We start from the raw sequence: 17816 nt of genomic DNA on the forward strand, positions 1-17816 counted from the left end.
AAAAGCATGTCCTATTTTTATAACGCATCGAGTGTATTTATATTAACAAATTATTAAGCAGATTAACAAATCATTATATCTGATAATTGGAATAGCAAAATCTTTCATTTGGGTTACTATACTCATAGAGGACGACAAATCGTGTCTTCAATGCGTATGGAAAAGAAACTATCGGATATACTAAACAAGTATCACAGTAATAAATGTACCCCTGAAGAAATCCAAAGTTTGGAGACCTGGTTTGAAGAAATTGCAAGAGGCCAACCGGGGGAGGAACCCGACCAGCAGACGATAGAAAACATGCTGGCTAAAATCAAGCGTTCGCCTCGATTCAATGCATCACCGCAGGCAAAATCAGCATTGTTAAAAACCTTGGCACGTCGGTACCGAGTTGCTGCCGCTTCATTGGTTTTCCTATTAGTCTCCGTTGCTGTGGTATATCAGTACAGCAGAAGGCCCGCCGAACACACTGACAGGATAACCAGCAACGACATTCTGCCAGGAGGCGACAAGGCAATTCTAACACTGGCCGATGGGACCAGCATTGCACTGAACGACCAACAGGAGGGATTAATATCCAGACAGGATGGCATCACGATATCAAAAAATGGGCAGGGTATGCTTGTGTATGTGACCGAAGCTCCTGAGCGCGCTGCTCGATATGCAACCAACACTTTAACTACGCCTAGGGGCGGGAGTCATCAAATTATCCTTCCCGACGGATCCAAAGCCTGGCTAAATGCTGCTTCCTCCCTCTCCTACCCATTGGTTTTCAGTAAACACGAGCGCCGGGTGAGGATGACCGGTGAAGTCTATTTTGAAATTGCCAAATCTTCCATCAAACAGTCCGATGGAGAAAAAGAACCAGTGCCATTCTTCGTGGAAACAGACAAACAGACCATACAGGTATTGGGTACGCAATTTAACGTAAATAGCTACACCAGCTACCCTACCGAGCGAACGACATTGGTAGAAGGCAAAGTAAAGGTAATATACCGCGCGACGGGCGAATACAAATTCTTAAGCCCCAATATGCAAGCGCAGGTTGCAGACAAAATCCAGGTCGTGAAGACCGATGTAACCCGAAACGTCGCTTGGAAAAACGGCGACTTCATTTTCCGGAATGAACCGTTGGCCGACATCCTTCAGGAAGTGATGCGCTGGTATGATGTGGATATCGTCTGCCCAGAACACTTGGGTAAAATACGATTCAACGGCATGGTATCCCGTAAAAAGCCCCTTTCGGCCATCATCCAAATGATCGCATCTACGGACAAAGTGGAACTGGAAGTAAAAGAAAGGAGGATAACCGTGAGGTAATAAAAAAGAAAGATAACCCAAATGAGTAGACTTCATCAAAAAAAGCAGAGGGTGTTAGAGCACCCCCTGCCATTGTGTCAAAAGTTTACTAAAACACTGTTCAATCAATATTTCAATCTTTTAACGTTAACAAAAATATGAATTTTTATCAAATCATGCGTGTTATGAAAATAACGATGCTATTGACCTTGTTTTGTCTGATGCATGTGAGTGCCGCGACATATGGGCAACGCCTGTCTATCAAGAAAAACAACGTATCAATACAGGAGATTCTCGAGGATGTGCGCCGCCAAGCAAACTATGATTTCTTCTACGATGCTGATTTATTTGCCGATGCCAAGGTAATCAGCATGAATATCGACAATGCAGATATTAATCAAGTATTGGCTCGATGCTTCAATGGATTACCGTACACCTACACAATTTCAAACAAAATCGTAACCATCAAAAAAGACAACAGCAAACGGCATCATAAGACTGCAACGGCGGTAACGCCGCCAAAACAAACGGCGCGTATATCCGGAAAGATTACCGATGAAAAAGGAGTTCCACTGGAAGGGGCTACCATCACGGTATTGGAAACCCAAAAAACCGTGCAGTCTGACCGTCGTGGCGAATACGAAATACCGGTGGCTCCAGGTACATACACCATCCGTGTCAGTTACATTTCGTTCGAAAGCCAACAAATCGATCGCGTGACGGTTACAGGCAGCGATCAACGCAAGGTAGTCGATGTTACCCTCAAAAACACAATGGACGCCTTGGAAGAGGTAGTCGTCACATCGTTGGGACTGACGAGCACAAAGCGACGGATAGGCACATCGATCCAAGAGATTAAAGGGGAAGACATGAACACAGCAAAAAGTGGAAATGCATTAACGGCACTGCAGGGAAAGGTAGCTGGTATGAATATGACCATGACATCGGGAGGCATGGCCAGCTCATCACGCATTGTATTACGTGGCGAATCCTCTTTGAATATTAATAAAAACACAGCATTGGTAGTCGTTGATGGTGTACCAATAAACAACAACATCGGCACCGGCAGTAGCAGTGATCTCTCGGTGGACTATGGAAGCGGAGGCGCCGAAATCAATCCCGACGATATCGAATCGATCAGCGTACTGAAAGGTGCTAATGCTGCTGCATTATATGGATCCAGAGCGGCAAATGGCGCAATCATCATCACGACAAAAAGCGCCTCCTCTTCGAAAGCCATGGGTGTAAGCGTTAATTCAAATACGGCATTCGATCAAGTGCTCAAACTTCCAGACTTCCAAAATAGCTATGGCGGCGGAACGGGTAGCGGGCTGGATTATTATTCCTATGGAGATGGGCCGGACGGACCCAATACCAGCAATTCAGGACATAACTGGGGCGCCCCGTTCAACAGGCAGCAATTCATCCAGTTTGGCTCACCTTTGGATGAGAACGGCAATAGGATTCCGATCCCTTGGCAAGCCCGGCCGAATAACGTGCGGGATTTCTACGAACTGGGCCGGACACTTATCAATAGCGTATCGGTATCCAAATCGGGAGAGTTGGGTCACTTCCGGGCATCTTACAACAACTACACTCAAACGGGGATCATGCCCAATACCGAGCTAAAACGTAACCAGTTTAATTTAAACTCCAATGTCAACATCTCTTCCAAGGTGTCGGTAAAGGCAAACATGAACTACATCAATAGCCATAGCGACAATTTGCCTATCGTCGGATATGGCGGATCGTCGCCCACTTACAATTTTATTTGGTTTGAGCGAAATGCGGATATCAATTGGTTTAAGAACTATTGGATACCCGGACAAGAAGACGTGAAGCAAGACTACTACTTCACCTGGGGAGACAATCCGTACTTCACGATGTATGAACAGTTAAACGGGATGAAACGCAATCGCCTATTTGGTAACGCAGCCGTGGATTACCAAATCTTGCCGCAGCTCAAAGCGATGGTCCGCACCGGCATCGACTACTCCGGCGAAATGCGTAGCTCCCAGCGCCCCTTCAGTTCGGCAGTCAATACCAAAGGGTTGTACCGTCGGCAAGACCTGATGTACTTTGAGCGCAATTCGGATTTCTTACTCACGTACCAAGGCAAGGAACTAGGAGGATTCAATTGGTCTGCTAATGCCGGGGGAAACAATCTTCAGATCAACACCGGGCAAAATACGGCGACAGCCAATGGCCTGATCATACCAGGTGTATACAACTTGGGCAATGCCAGCAACAGGCCTGCATTAAGCGAGGCAAACACAGTCAAAAATGTCAACAGCTTGTATGCCTTTGCCGACCTGGACTATAAAAATCAGATATTCGTGCAGTTGACCGGACGAAACGACTGGTCGAGCACACTGCCTCCAGGAAACAACTCCTATTTCTATCCGTCGATATCGGCAAGTGGTATCCTGTCGGATATGCTGGGCATCGAATCCCGATGGATGAACTTTTGGAAACTAAGGAGTTCATTTGCCCAGGTAGGTAGTGATACCGACCCCTACCAGACCGCTGCCTACTACGAATACAGCACGCTGCCCGGTGCGGTAGGTCTCCCGGCGACCATGCCCAATACCAATCTCAAACCCGAGATTACCTCTTCTTTTGAGGTGGGCACCGAATTCAGGATGTTTGCCAACAGGCTGCATGTGGATTTTACCTGGTATACCGCACAAAGTAAAAACCAAATCTTACGCAGCCCGCTATCCGTCAGCACTGGGTATACAGACAAGATCATGAATGCCGGTAAAATAAACAACCGCGGATGGGAAGCGTTGATGACCGTGACCCCCATCAAAAACAAGCTCACCTGGGACATTACCCTGACTGCCTCCTCAAACCGAAGCAAAGTAATTGAACTTGCCGATGGCGTGGAAAGTTATATCATGGCGTCTGCTCAGGGTGCTACCGTGGAAGCTCGCGTAGGTGGCCGGATGGGTGACATCTATGGAATCGGGCTTCAGCGTAATAACGCAGGCGAGATCGTCTACCGGGGAGGTGTACCCGTATTCACCAGCAATACGATGAAGATCGGAAATTATAATCCCGATCTGATCGCCGGTATAAAGAACAATCTTAGCTACAAAACCTGGTCTTTGGGCTTTCTTTTTGACGGCCGATTGGGCGGTACGATCTATTCATTTACCCACGTAACCGGGACGGAAGCAGGCAGTTTATCTAATACGCTACCGGGCCGCGAGGAAGGCATCGTCGGAGATGGTGTGGTCCTCAATAACGACGGTACGTATTCGCCCAACACGGAACGGGTATCAGCCTATACCTACTACCGGGGTTATTATCGACGGCCTAACGTGGAATCCAACTCATTCGACGCTTCCTTCATTAAATTGCGTGAATTGACGCTTGGCTACACACTGCCTACCGAAGTAGTCAAAAAGACACCGTTCAAATCGGTGCAACTGAACCTGGTGGGCAGAAACCTGCTTTTGTTTTCAAAAGCGCCAAACATCGATCCCGAAACCTCATTCGTATCCGGTGGCACCATCGTACCCGGCGTAGAAAACGCACAGATCCCATCGACGCGGAGTTTCGGACTGGACATCAAAATAGCACTTTAAAAAAAACAGACATGAACATTAAAATAGCCTTTATATGCGGAATCATCCTCTTAGCCACCGGAGGTTGCCAAAAAATCGACAATACAAACCCCAATGTCCCGTCACAGGTCAACCCGGGTGTCGTATTACCGCAAGTGGTGTACAGCATTTCGAATACCCTTACCCACAGCGCTTTTGAAATCAACAACGAGTTGATCCAATACACCTGTATGAACAATACATTCACAGAGGTACAGCGATTCAAGTTACAACCGACTAATTCTAATCAACTATGGAACCTATACAACAGGCTGCGGGATCTCAATGACATCAACAGGATGGTCGAGAATGGCACGGGACACAGCAACTACCGAGCAATCTCAGGCTTGATCAGAGTCTTCATCCTATCGATGATCACCGATACCTTTGGCGATGTGCCTTACACCGAAGCCGGTAAAGCGGTCGCCGATAATACCTTCACCCCGAAGTATGATTCGCAGGAAGACATTTACCTCGGACTGATCGAAGAGATACAGCAATATACGCAGCTCATCGATGTCAATGCAACACTGGATTTCGGGGGTGACCTCATCTATGACGGCGACATGCTGAAATGGAAAAAATTTGGCAACAGCCTGCTGCTCCGTATGCTCATGCGAACTGTGGAGAAACAAACGTCAAAATCCAGCGAACTGATCGGCCTTATTTTAGCTGCTCCGGCGCAGTACCCCATCATGGAAGGTAATGGCGACAACTTCATCTACCGCTACTCGGGCAGCTTTCCCGATGTATTCCCGCTCGCACCGAGCTTTGTCCGTGATTTTGACTTCAAGTACAAATCGGTAAGTGCGTTTGTCGTGGATTCATTGACTAAATTTGGTGATACCAGACTTTTCCAATTTGCACGGCCAACCAACGCATCGGCTAATACGGCCTTCCCGGTATACGTAGGCCTACCCAATGCGCTCCCCGTTACCGAATCTGCAAACTACAACGGCGGATATAATTTTCAATCCTATCTAGGGACGCGCTTCCAGGCAGATGATGAGCCGGCCATCTGGATGACTTGTGCAGAAGTATTTTTCCTGAAGGCCGAAGCTGCTGCCAGGGGCTTTTATACCGGAGACGCAAAACAGTCCTATGACGAGGGTATCAAAAGCTCTTTCGACTATTGGGGTGCCCCATTTGAGACGGACTACCTGGCGCATCCGAGCGTCGCTTATGACGGCGGATTGGAAAAGATCTACCTGCAGAAGTACTTTAGCTTGTTCTTTACCGGTATCGAGGCTTGGTGTGAATACAGAAGGACGGGCCATCCCCGTCTGGTACCCGGACCCACCAATGTCAACGATGGGAAAATACCTTCCAGATTGCCCTACCCGATATCGGAACAATCACTCAACCAACAGCAGTACCAAGAAGCCTCCCAACGTATGGGTGGAGACCACATGAACGGTAAAATGTGGTGGCAAAAATAAAAATAGCATCATGAATACGAGAAAAATAGGATGGAGCATCATCGCCACTTGCTGGTTGATGGTCACTTACGGACAGGCTGCAATGGACAGTCTGTCCATTGCCAACAGCGTCTTGCCACGCTTCAAAAATTGGTCTGTACAGGAGGTGGTGCCGGGCGGAAGGATCGATGCGATACGGCAATTGGATGAGCATACGATCGCCTTGGCTACCCGAGGTGCGCAAAAAGGCAAGCTCTACATCAGTGACGACCAGGGGCAACATTGGCGTTTCCTAGCCAAGCCGACCGAAAACGACATTACCTGCATTGCCGAAACGGGCGACAAACAAGCGTTTTATATCTTGACGAGTCAGGCAGAGGTATACAGTACCCTAGACGGTGGGCAATCGTGGAAGCTATTGAAACAGCTGACGACCAACAAAAATACGGAAAACTATGCGGCTGCCTACGCCATCATGTACACGGCCCACGGCACACTGCTGGTCACCGACACTGATTCGGAAGGCGGCCATATCTACCGTTCCACAGACAAGGGCGACACCTGGACAGATATGGGGGCTGTGTCCAAGAATGCGTTGTACAGACTGGAAAAAGTTGGGAATGGCATCGTCGTCAATGGTTGGGATGGTACCGTGTACAAAAGCATCGATGATGGCATGACTTGGAACAGGTTGGAAAAACTGACTGACGCGGCATTGTTTGCCACCGAATACCTCGGGATGGCTCGTTTGCTGCAAGCCGACCAAGACGGCTACATCTACCGTAGCAGCAACCTCGGGTACACGTGGGAAAAATGCGCTCAATTAGATGGCTCGGCAGATGACTTCGTCAATATCGGCTACGGTGCAGCATATTACGGCACCTATACCAGCGAGAAAAACGTGTACCTCACCTTAAACTATGGCCGTAGCTGGTGGAACCTCGGTGCCCTGCCCACGGTCGAAGGAGATTGGCTGGATCACGGTATACGGGTAGAGACAACAGACTCGGTCATTACCTTGTCTGCCACCAACAAAGGGTTTGTACTGCGTGCGTCCTTTGCCAAAGACTTTCTTCACCATACCCTCCAACAGGTACAGGGTGTACAGAAAGAAATCAGCGCCAAGCATAAAATCCCCTTACATCAAGCTACTGTGGGCATGGTCAGCCATGTGAAAGAAATCAATGAGCCCGAGGACATCGTGATCCATAAGAAATTTGCGTACATCCCCTGCCGGGATGGAAACAATGTGGCCATTATCGACTATCGCAATCCGCATAACCCGGTATTGGCCCACAGCTTGCGGGATCCGGATATTCTTGATGCTTTTAGTGTCGCCATCAAGGACCAGTACTTGTATGTGCTATCGATGACCAACTGTCGGATAAGTACCTATGATATCTCCGACCCTTATCATCCCGTAAAACTATCGGCAATCACGGTGGGCGGTGAAGGTAGCTTTTTGGAGCACTATCAGTCAAATTATACGCGTCTTAGGAAGATATGGATCGATGGGGACTATGCCTACGTAACCCATAGCTCGGAAAGCAAGGTTTATATATTGGATCTCCATCATCCGGCGAAACCGGCTATTCTAAGTTCATTCCACACGGGAGACGGGGCTTTTGCCGCACTGACCAAAGGAGATGTACTCTATTTGGCGGGTTACGGCCCCGGATCATCGCTCATCACGGTAGACATCCGGGACAAACGCCATCCCGTCATTACGGATCGGGTGTATGACCCCGTGTTGCTAAAAGGCACTTGTGCGCTCGCCATAGACGGGAACCATCTTTTTGTGGTAGCATATAATGCCAATACCTTCTGGTCATTGGACATTTCCGACCCATTGCACCCCCAGGTACGTTCACATATCAGCGACACGGATATGCAGGGGCCGGGCAGGATAGCCATTTGGAAGAAAAAGGCGTTCGTTTTGAACTCTTCCAATCACTCTGTAGCGATAATAGATATTTCAAAACCAGACAACCCCAGCCTGGCCCGCTACTTCCAAGACCCCCTGCTACGCAGGGTATACGGGATAGCGATAGATGGGGATATGCTTTTATTAGCCAGTAGGGAAGCCAATAATTTTATTGTCCTTGATCTTAAAAATACTGGATTGTAATCGCTGATTTTCGCTGCTCTACACTTGCAGTAGCAACATCGGCTAATGTACTATGATTGCAAAACCCGAAGCCGACAGTCTTCGGGTTTTGTATTAAACAACTCGCCACACCACAGTTGAAGCCGTTATCAGGCATTTTCCGCGCAACCATCAAACGTTTCCTTGCAAAGCTCAGCAAAACTGGGGCGCGTTGAGTTGCATGTTACTGGTTTTCATCATCCACGGCTTCTTCAGTCTCATGGCCCCCTTCACACAGGATTAACACAAACATAACAATTTCTATAGACCGAAGTCCCTAACTTTGGCTGTTAGGAACTCCAACCTAAGCAATTGATTAGTATAACATGCAATTCGGCAGCGAAGTGGTACAAACGACAGACAAGGAACTCTGGGATTCTTTAAAGCGAGGGGAAACGCATGCGTTTGACCACATGTACCAACGTTGTGTCCGTCGATTGTACAAAGAAATCAGCAAACGCATTAATGATCAATCGGCGGTGGCCGACCTCATCCATGACATCTTCTTATCGCTCTGGGAAAAACGGGAGATCCTCCAGCCCCAGGGAGAAATCTATCCCTACCTACATGGAATGGCCATCAACAGGGTATTGAATTATTACCGAAAGAACAAACACCAACCGCATTTCGTAACCATCTGGGATAACCTGTCTGAAGAAATTGCAGACCTGGATGAGTTGTCACTGGCATTCAGGCAAGCGCACAATGAGGAATTGGAATCGTTACTGGATCTGGCAATCTCCGATCTGCCTCCCCGTATGAAACAGGTCTATGCGTTGCGCTATGAAAGCAATAAAACCGTATCCGAGATAGCCAATACGCTTTCCACCTCACCCCATACCGTATACAATCAACTCAAGATCATCCGCAAACGCTTTGTAAAGGCCCTGAAAAACACATCCTACTTCCTATTTTTATAACGTACCGGGCATTCTTGTTATAATTGTTAAATAGATTAACAAATCATTATATAGGAAGTGTGTTTGTAAAGGGACTTATTAGAGACATTAGATAGTTTTAATCTTACTTTTATGAATAAATTCGATGATTTTGACACATCTTACTGGGCCTTTCAGTATACAAGGTAAGCCAATAACTATTTATATCCTCATTGTATATGATTGAATCCGACAATACGGCATGTTATAATGCACAACGGGCTAATTCATATGTCCAAAAAAATCCCCGGCAAAACCGGGAATTCTTAGTAAAAAACAACTAGCGAGTTCCAAACTCGTACCCAACACTAATCGAGCTAACCCGATTCCGGAAAGTTGCATCCAAATTTGACATATTCATAAATCCGGCAGTACTATTTAAACTTAAGACCAATCCGTTGAAAAATTATATACATCGCCTTCATTTTTAGAAGGGTTGAAATTAGTACTGGAACTAAAAATAGGAGACTACCAGTAGAATTGTGCCTATAAGATAAAGACATTGTACAAAACTTATAACATAAGTCGTGCTTGATCTGCATCGTTATATAAATTTACTTAATTTTCAATTTCTTTAAACGTTCTTTTGCTGAAGGAATGACATCATCATCATCTTCATAATTATCAATCACACTTTCCAACGTACTCTTTGCCTGGAGACTATTGCCTTTGACTGTATAGGTATCTGCAAGCAGGAGAAAGCTCTTGGCCACCCAGTAATCATGCACCCCCCTATTGTTGATCACATCAAAGGCTGTTTCCTGTGCTTTGTCGTATTCCTTGTTTTCATACTGCAGTTGCCCGGTGCGGTACCGTGCCTCTGCGCCGACTGCCGTTTGGCTCTTGAGCGCTGCCAGATTGAGCTCCTTCGTGGCTGAAGACACATTTCCTTCCTGCAGCATGGCTCGCGCACTGTACAAGTGGGCTTTGGCAATGTCTTCCTCAGATGACCGGTTGTAGTTCTTTATCAACATCGCATACTTGGCCACCTGCTCCAAGTCACCGATTTGGAAATAGCAAATCATCAGGTTAGTTACCGCGTAGTTATAGTTTTCTTTAAATTCTGAATTAAGCTCCAGTTTTTTGAGATGCACGATGGCCTCGTTGTATTTCTTCAACTCTAGATATAACGCAGCTACCGTTAGCAAGGTGCTTTCAGTATACTTGCTCGTCCAATCGTTCAGGATGATGTTCAAGTCGTGTAGCGCTTCTTTTGGCTGTCCGGTCCGGTATAAACTCACCCCGCGGATATAACGGGCATGTTTTTCCTTTATGGGTTTCGGAAATTTATCAAAGTATGCATTGATCGCTTCCACAGCCCCTTCATATGCTCCCTTGTTAAATAAAGAGTAAGCTACCTGGAAAGTGAAGTTATCCTGATCTGCGGCACTCAGATCACTGACATCGGTGTTGGTCGCGTAATGAATATAACCGGAAGCATCCCCTTGATCCAGGTAAATGTTCTCAATGGAACGCAATGCTTGTCGTGCTTCATCTGTTGTAGCATGTTGCTCCACCACCCTCCGGAAGGAAGCCTTCGCTTCTTCGGTCTCACCTTTATTGTACTGGACAAGCCCGATGGTCATCAACGCCCGGGGTACATAGCTACTTCGGGGGTATTTTTTGACCATCTTCTGTAGCCCTTCGATGGCGGTATCGTAATCTTCCATTGTGAAATACGTGTACGGAACCTCAAAGGCCACGTCATCTGCATAGTTCGAACCGGGGAATTGCTCCACAACAGACCGCAACGTGCTGATCTTGGTTTCATTGTCGCCCTGCAATCCATACATAATACCGCGCTGAAACAACGCGTAGTCTTGATTAGGAGCTTTACTGTTGATCAACTGATCAAAGTATTGGTTGGCCCGGCCATAATTGCGCAAGGACAAATACGAGTCACCTAAACGTGCGATCACGTCATGCCGTACACTTTCCTCTATCGAACTTCCATCGGTAGTCAAAAAGCGTTCAAAATAATCAGCAGCCACGCTAAAGCTGTTGTTGCGAAAAGCTGCATAGGCCAGGCCATAGTGCGCATAACTGTATACATCGGTATTTCTTGCAGCGGGCATCCGGAGGAATCGGGAAAAGTTTTCCACCGCCTCTTTGTATTTGCGTACTTCATACATCGCCTCCGCTTTCCAATACGTGGCCAACGCTGCCATTTCTGGATCGATCGGGAATTTTTCAGATCTCATAAACATGGATATGCTATTTTCGAAAGCACGCTCATTATAGAACTCCAAAGCGCGGTAATACGTTGCTTTTTGATAGGTTACATCGGCTTCGCTGCTCCTTTTGTTTAACGATTCCAGCATACTTACTCCCGCGTGAAAATTACTCGTACCCAACAAAACATCTATGGATAATGTTTCCGCACTCTCCGGTTTCTTGCCATCACGATTAATATCCACATGTCTCTTCGCGATATAGTCTTGAAGTATTTCTAGGCCAACTTGGGCGGAGTCTAGTTCATATAAGACTTTGGCGTAGTTATACAACGCAATTATTTTCAATTCCGGATCGAGATCCATTTTCGTCGCTTTGAGAAAAGCATTTCGGGCACGTTGTTTATCGCCGGTCTCTATAGCAATATTGCCCAAAGTAATTATAGCGCCCTGATAATAGGCATCCGATTTTTCCAAACTCTCTAAAATAGAGGTCGCTCTTGGGTACTCCCCTGCACGGTAAGCCAGATAACTAATTCGGTAATTGTCGATATTGTCGCGTGAAGCATTGGGATTCCGTTTAAGAAGTTCATCATTGTAGGCTTGTTTGAAACCATTTATTGAAAAATATGTAGCAGCGGCGACCTGCTGTAGCTCATTTTCGATCGCTTCTCTATTGATACGCATATCCGGACTCCGACGGGCCTTTACGGCATCTGCCAGTATCGGCCGGTAATCACGTACGACATCAATGGAATCCACAACTTGAGTTCCCTGCGCATAACCCATAATCAGCAAAGCTGAAAAGACCCCGGTAAGCAGGTATTTCAGGTAGTGATAGCCGATGCTTTTTTTCAATATCATTGCTCGTCCCTATTTCTAAATTTATCCAAAACATTCCTTCGCCGAAGAGATAATATTGCAATCTTCTCCTAAATAGCTACAGTCAAAACTAAAGAATTTCATTCAATTATATGAATCGTGAGCAAAAATGGATCCTAAAAACCTGAGTTCGATTATTAACCAAAAGGTTACGGTTATTTGCTGAGGCTGCTTCCAGGTTCGGTTTTGTTAATGTATATTAGATTGATTATATTCTAGGATCGTGTAATATTATTTGTTCTACCCGATCCTACAGTTCAACTTTAACACTATTATATGTCAAAAATAGTTGCTTTGATTGTCATTTTATTCTTCTCCTGCGGGAGACCTTCTGTTAAAGAACCCCAATCATAAGGTATCGCCAATTCAGTCAGAAAAGCTGATGTAACGGGAAATAAAGATATATCCTGCGGACAACTGACATCTGATCTTGTACAGTCAAGCAATGCTATTGCATTCGATCATTTTGGTAAAGAACTCATAAAATCCCAAATTGCATATATCACCTCCGAGATATCAACGATTAAACTTTATATTGTCAATGATATCTTTCATTTAGTTCTCTAGCATATGAAGACGCGATAGGAATTCTGTGAAATGAATCCGATCCAAACCAATGTAAGTCAATGCTTTTGTTACGTAGATAGCATCGCTATTTGCAAAAAAAAGAATAGTTTTACGATTGCTAATTGTAAACGCTATTAAACTTGAATTAAAAAATAGCACTAATATATCTTATTATGGAAAGCAGAAGAGACTTCATCAAGAAGAGCACCCTTTCGGCTATTGGATTAACCATTGGCGGACTTGGAATGAGTGCAAAGAGCTACAGCAAGATCCTCGGCGCGAACGACCGGGTACGCGTAGGTATTATCGGGTTTTCGGACCGATTCAAGCATTCGTTGCTTCCTGCATTTAATAGCCACGCCAAGGCGCTCGATTTCGAATTTGTCGCATTGTCAGATATATGGGACAGACGCCGCAAAGAAGGGGCTGCCTATATACGCGAAAAGACAGGGGCCAATGTCGCGCTGTGTCGCAATAACGACGAGCTGTATGACCGGGCAGACATCGATGCAGTGATCATCAGCACAGCAGATTTCCAACATGCCTTCCACCTAGCTGAAGCAGCGAAAGCCGGCAAGGATGCCTACTGCGAGAAACCTTTCGCCGAAACAATGGACGATGCAAATATGGCACTCGATGCGGTAAAAGCTAGTAATATCGTCGTGCAGATCGGTTCCCAGCGTCGAAGCGGTGGTAACTATCAGGCTGCCAATGACTATATTCGTTCCGGGCGGTTCGGCGATATTGTGATGGTCGAGATGTGCTGGAACGTAAACCAGCCGGGCAGATGGCGCCTCCCTGCACTTACGTCTTCCATCCGTGAATCCGATACGGACTGGAAGCGCTTTTTAATAAACCGGCCCTTCGAGGCTTGGGATCCCCGAAAATACTTGGAATACCGCCTGTTCTGGCCTTATTCATCTGGCATCCCTGGTCAATGGATGTCCCACCAGATTGACACGGTGCATTGGTTCTCGGGCCTCGCCTACCCTCGCGGCGTGACGGCCAATGGTGGGATATACCTATGGAAGGACGGACGCACCAACGCCGACACGTTGACCGCCGTATTTGATTACGGACCACTGGATCGTAAAGAGGATGGTTTCCAGGTCGTTTATTCCTCGCGCTTCAGCAACTCGGCCGGAGATACCAAGGAACTGTACTACTCCAACGGGGGCATGCTTGATTTGGACAAGAACAGGGTCACACCGACTGGTGGGCTTCAAAATGATGCAGCGAAAGCGATGGGACTTAAAGCCAATCTATTGGAGGAATATAAGCTTCCAGATGTGCAGGCCGCTTCGGGTGCAAATACCGGAGGGGATTTCCTGACGGATGCGCATATGCGTAACTGGATGGATTGCGTCCGGTCGCGCCAAACCCCTAATGCGCCGGTGGAGGCCGGTTACAACCACGCGGTAGCCTGCATAATGGCCAATGCGGCATACCGGACAGGAACACGGGCTACATTCGACCCCAAGGCAAGGCAAGTCATGGCAGGACAGAACGTATTCAAGTATTAACGCAATATCCATGGAAATGAAATTGATTTTAAAGGGAATGATTACGCTAGCCGCTGTTTTTTTTACATCGGCCGGCAGCATAGCGCAACAGCTCTTCAGACCGGAGCTGGGTGTCTGCGCATCGATGAAAGATACCGACCTTGTAGCGCGTCATGGTTTTTTGTTTATCCAACCCACCGTGTCGGAGTATTTGAAACCGAATGATCCGGTTGATTCCCTCAAGCTAACCAAAAGTCTTCCCGTCTATGCCTGCAATGTTTTCCTGCCCGGATCGCTTAAGGCCGTCGGCCCGGAAGCAGACCATGATGGCATCCTTTCCCATTCCGCAAACGTGTTTGCCCATGCCCAGAAAACCGGGGTCGGGATTGTCGTCTTCGGTAGCGGTGGATCCCGTCGGGTACCCGAAGGTTACGACCGGCAAGAGGCGATCGAACAGTTTACTAGTCTTGCAGGCAAGATGGCTAAGCTCGCAGCATCTTACGGGGTAGTGATATGCCTGGAAAACCTCAACAGCGGAGAGACCAACCTGTTCAATACAGTGGAGGAAGCCTACGGCATCGCAAAACGAGTGAACCACCCGAACTTCAAACTATTGGTAGATATTTATCATATGCTCAAGGAGCATGAATCCCCACAAAGGATCGTTGAGGCTGGCAGGGAATTCGTCTACCATGTGGATATTGCCGAAAAGGAAAACAGGACCGCGCCCGGTGTCGCTGGCGACGATTTCCGACCGTACCTTCGGGCGCTGCGCAAAATTGGCTACACCGGAAAAATTGCCCTGGAATGCCGGTTTGACGACATGGCTATTGAATTGCCTGTTGCTATGAAGGAACTGACGTTGCAGCTGGAAACATTGTGAATATAGGCAATCTCGCTTCATAAAAGGTGTTGCGATTGAGTGATAAGGATTAAAAATAGACATTATATGTATTAAGCCAGATAGAAATAATCTTCAAACAAACGAATTTATAAAATAATAATCTTATATCTGCCTTTTGGATTCATTTATCAAAATATCGGTTTGTAATACTGCTGAGTCCCTTCTAAAGTTCAATGAACCTTATTATTTCGTTGTCATGATGGACGGAAATGCTTCTTTTTCAATAGATTTTAATCCGCATGATACCTATGGAAAGCATATACTTTTTTTATCACCTTATCAGTTATTAAATTGGAATTTTGGAGATTCAAAAAACATTCGCATCCTGCAATTCCATGGTGACTTTTATTGCATCGAATATCATAAAGTGGAAGTTGCCTGCAATGGCATCCTTTTCAATAATATTTATGAGAAGCCTTTCATTTCAGTTGAAGATGATTTTTTTGATGAAATTACGATGCTTTTTGATAAAATAGCAAAGTTTGGAGATGTTATACAGAATTATGATTTGGCGATTGTAAGGACATACCTTCAGCTTATACTTGCCTTATGCAGTAAAGAAAAGCAATCTACACAAAAATCCATTGAAAAATCTTTAAAAAAGCCGGACATCTTTAACTTCCGAACGATGCTTGACACTCATTTTGCTTCGTCAAAATCAGTTGTTTTCTACGCAAATCTTCATGGTCTATCCGTAAATGCCTTTAGCAAGAAAGTAAAGAAAAACTATGGAAAGGCGCCTTCAAAGCTTATTCAGGAACGCTTAATACTCGAAGCAAAAAGGTTACTCCATCTTACCAATAAAAATATTAAAGAGATTTCCGCAGAGCTGGGATTTGAGGATGAATTTTATTTCAGCAGATATTTCAAAAAAGAGGTTGGTGTCTCCCCGAAGACCTTTCGCCAAGAAGTTGGTATATCCATTGTAGCCGAAAAGTCTATGTAATATCCACATTTATCCATTTGTAGACAAGCGTATCTATTGTATTTTTGATTACATTCAATGTATGTAAAAATGGAAAAATTTCTTAGTTTATTTGTCAATTTTCAAAAACAATTTATCAATTTAATGCGGGGTGCGCTATTCTTAGTGATGGTGTGGATTGGTGGATTGAAGGCCTATCAATATGAAGCCGACGGAATAGTGCCCTTTGTTATAAACAGTCCTTTGATGAATTTCTTTTATCAGAATACCGATAACACAACATTAAACGATCATAATAAAGAGGTAAGTGAATATACAGTTTATAAAAATCCGGAAGGCAAAACGGTACAGAAAAATATAGATTGGCATAAACAAAATGGAACCTATGTTTTTTCTTACGCATTAGGATTGGTTATTGTTACTATCGGCAGCCTCGTCTTATTGGGTATTTGGTTTCCCAAAATCGGTTTTTTGGGCGGTCTTTTAACTACTGGAATGTCATTGGTTACGCTTTCATTCCTTATAACTACACCAGAGGTTTTTGTACCTAATCTAGGTGGGGATTTTCCCACACCACACTATGGATTCCCTTATCTATCAGGAGCAGGAAGATTAGTCTTAAAGGATATTATTATGCTGGCAGGGGGACTTATCGTTGCGTCTGAAGCAGCGGCAAGAATCTTACATAGAAAGTAACTTATAAATATGGTAAACAGGGAAATCTCAAGAAGCTTACTTATAAAGTATTGACGATACTAGCAAACGAAAAGAGACCCTACCACCTAAAAGATTCTTACTATTTTCACATTCAGTTAACATTGCATACCTAGATTTGTCGTGTCTTCTACTACGTTACTGCTCCTTATAGGGCAGCACATGCTATAGAAACCAACAACAGAGAAAATGCACTACTCCGATCCAAAAATTGACTGCTTTAATCGCATATATAAGTTATACTGGAAAGAGCTCTACTACTTTGCCCTAAAAAAAGTAAAGGATCATGCACTTGCCGAGGATCTTCTTCATGACGTATTTTTAAAATTATTAAAATCAGAAAGCCTAGAAGATCGCATCGACACAATTAAAGGTTATCTGTACACTGCACTCCGTAATCGAATTACCGACCATTATCGTAAGAGTAAACTCCAGACGGACCTTGAGCAGGACATCCCCACCTGGTACAGTCAGCATGACAATAAAGCACTGGAGATTACGATTAAGCGAGAATTTGACGAATTCCTAGAACTACAGGTAAGCAGGTTGCCTGACCAGATGCGCCGTGTGGTACAGCTCAATAACAAAGGAGTTTTCAATACGACAGAAATCGCCCAAAAGCTACTGATCTCTGACAAGACCGTTCGCAATCAGCTCTCGCTAGCTAACCAAAAACTACGAACTGCTCTTGAAAAATTCCTGAAATAGCTCCAAAAGGAATAGTCGTATTAACCTTATG

The 17816-nt window shown here is 45.4% G+C and carries 11 protein-coding genes; 10 read left to right on the top strand and 1 reads right to left on the bottom strand.

What is annotated here, in order from left to right:
• The first annotated feature begins 156 nt into the window (after nucleotides 1-156).
• The 5 genes from FAZ15_RS18425 to FAZ15_RS18445 all read left to right on the top strand — a co-directional run bounded on the left by FAZ15_RS18425 (nucleotide 157) and on the right by FAZ15_RS18445 (nucleotide 9394).
• Nucleotides 157-1320: a FecR family protein gene (locus tag FAZ15_RS18425; protein ID WP_162305005.1), complete on the top strand. Its 1164-nt coding sequence runs from the start codon at nucleotides 157-159 to the stop codon at nucleotides 1318-1320.
• A gap of 137 nt (nucleotides 1321-1457) precedes the next feature.
• Nucleotides 1458-4892 (top strand): SusC/RagA family TonB-linked outer membrane protein, encoded by a 3435-nt coding sequence (locus tag FAZ15_RS18430; RefSeq protein WP_136902779.1) that lies wholly within the window; start codon nucleotides 1458-1460, stop codon nucleotides 4890-4892.
• Between the two features lie 11 nt (nucleotides 4893-4903).
• The gene (locus FAZ15_RS18435) at nucleotides 4904-6349 is read left to right on the top strand and encodes a SusD/RagB family nutrient-binding outer membrane lipoprotein (RefSeq protein WP_136902780.1); all 1446 of its coding nucleotides are present in this window, start codon (nucleotides 4904-4906) and stop codon (nucleotides 6347-6349) included.
• A 55-nt stretch (nucleotides 6350-6404) separates the two neighbouring features.
• On the top strand, nucleotides 6405-8456 hold the full coding sequence (locus FAZ15_RS18440) for a selenium-binding protein SBP56-related protein (protein WP_162305006.1): 2052 nt from the start codon (nucleotides 6405-6407) through the stop codon (nucleotides 8454-8456).
• A gap of 344 nt (nucleotides 8457-8800) precedes the next feature.
• Complete coding sequence (locus tag FAZ15_RS18445) at nucleotides 8801-9394, top strand: RNA polymerase sigma factor (RefSeq protein ID WP_136902782.1); 594 nt, start codon at nucleotides 8801-8803, stop codon at nucleotides 9392-9394.
• A gap of 572 nt (nucleotides 9395-9966) precedes the next feature.
• On the opposite strand, the gene FAZ15_RS18450 is transcribed toward FAZ15_RS18445, so the two are convergent.
• Nucleotides 9967-12447 (bottom strand): tetratricopeptide repeat protein, encoded by a 2481-nt coding sequence (locus FAZ15_RS18450; RefSeq protein WP_136902783.1) that lies wholly within the window; start codon nucleotides 12445-12447, stop codon nucleotides 9967-9969.
• Between the two features lie 758 nt (nucleotides 12448-13205).
• Here FAZ15_RS18450 and FAZ15_RS18455 point away from each other — a divergent pair.
• The 5 genes from FAZ15_RS18455 (at nucleotide 13206) to FAZ15_RS18475 (ending at nucleotide 17785) form a co-directional block, all read left to right on the top strand.
• A complete protein-coding gene (locus FAZ15_RS18455; RefSeq protein ID WP_136902784.1) occupies nucleotides 13206-14555 on the top strand; it encodes a Gfo/Idh/MocA family protein in 1350 nt (449 codons plus the stop codon).
• A 10-nt stretch (nucleotides 14556-14565) separates the two neighbouring features.
• Nucleotides 14566-15417, top strand: coding sequence for a sugar phosphate isomerase/epimerase family protein (locus FAZ15_RS18460; protein WP_162305007.1), 852 nt, complete (start codon nucleotides 14566-14568; stop codon nucleotides 15415-15417).
• A 217-nt stretch (nucleotides 15418-15634) separates the two neighbouring features.
• Nucleotides 15635-16384: a helix-turn-helix domain-containing protein gene (locus tag FAZ15_RS18465; protein ID WP_202912452.1), complete on the top strand. Its 750-nt coding sequence runs from the start codon at nucleotides 15635-15637 to the stop codon at nucleotides 16382-16384.
• 69 nt (nucleotides 16385-16453) lie between these two features.
• Nucleotides 16454-17059, top strand: coding sequence for a DUF417 family protein (locus FAZ15_RS18470; RefSeq protein ID WP_136902786.1), 606 nt, complete (start codon nucleotides 16454-16456; stop codon nucleotides 17057-17059).
• Between the two features lie 207 nt (nucleotides 17060-17266).
• Nucleotides 17267-17785, top strand: coding sequence for an RNA polymerase sigma factor (locus FAZ15_RS18475; protein WP_136902787.1), 519 nt, complete (start codon nucleotides 17267-17269; stop codon nucleotides 17783-17785).
• The last annotated feature ends 31 nt before the right edge of the window (nucleotides 17786-17816 follow it).

Origin of the sequence: Sphingobacterium olei (assembly GCF_005048855.1) — a bacterium.
GTDB lineage: Bacteria > Bacteroidota > Bacteroidia > Sphingobacteriales > Sphingobacteriaceae > Sphingobacterium > Sphingobacterium olei.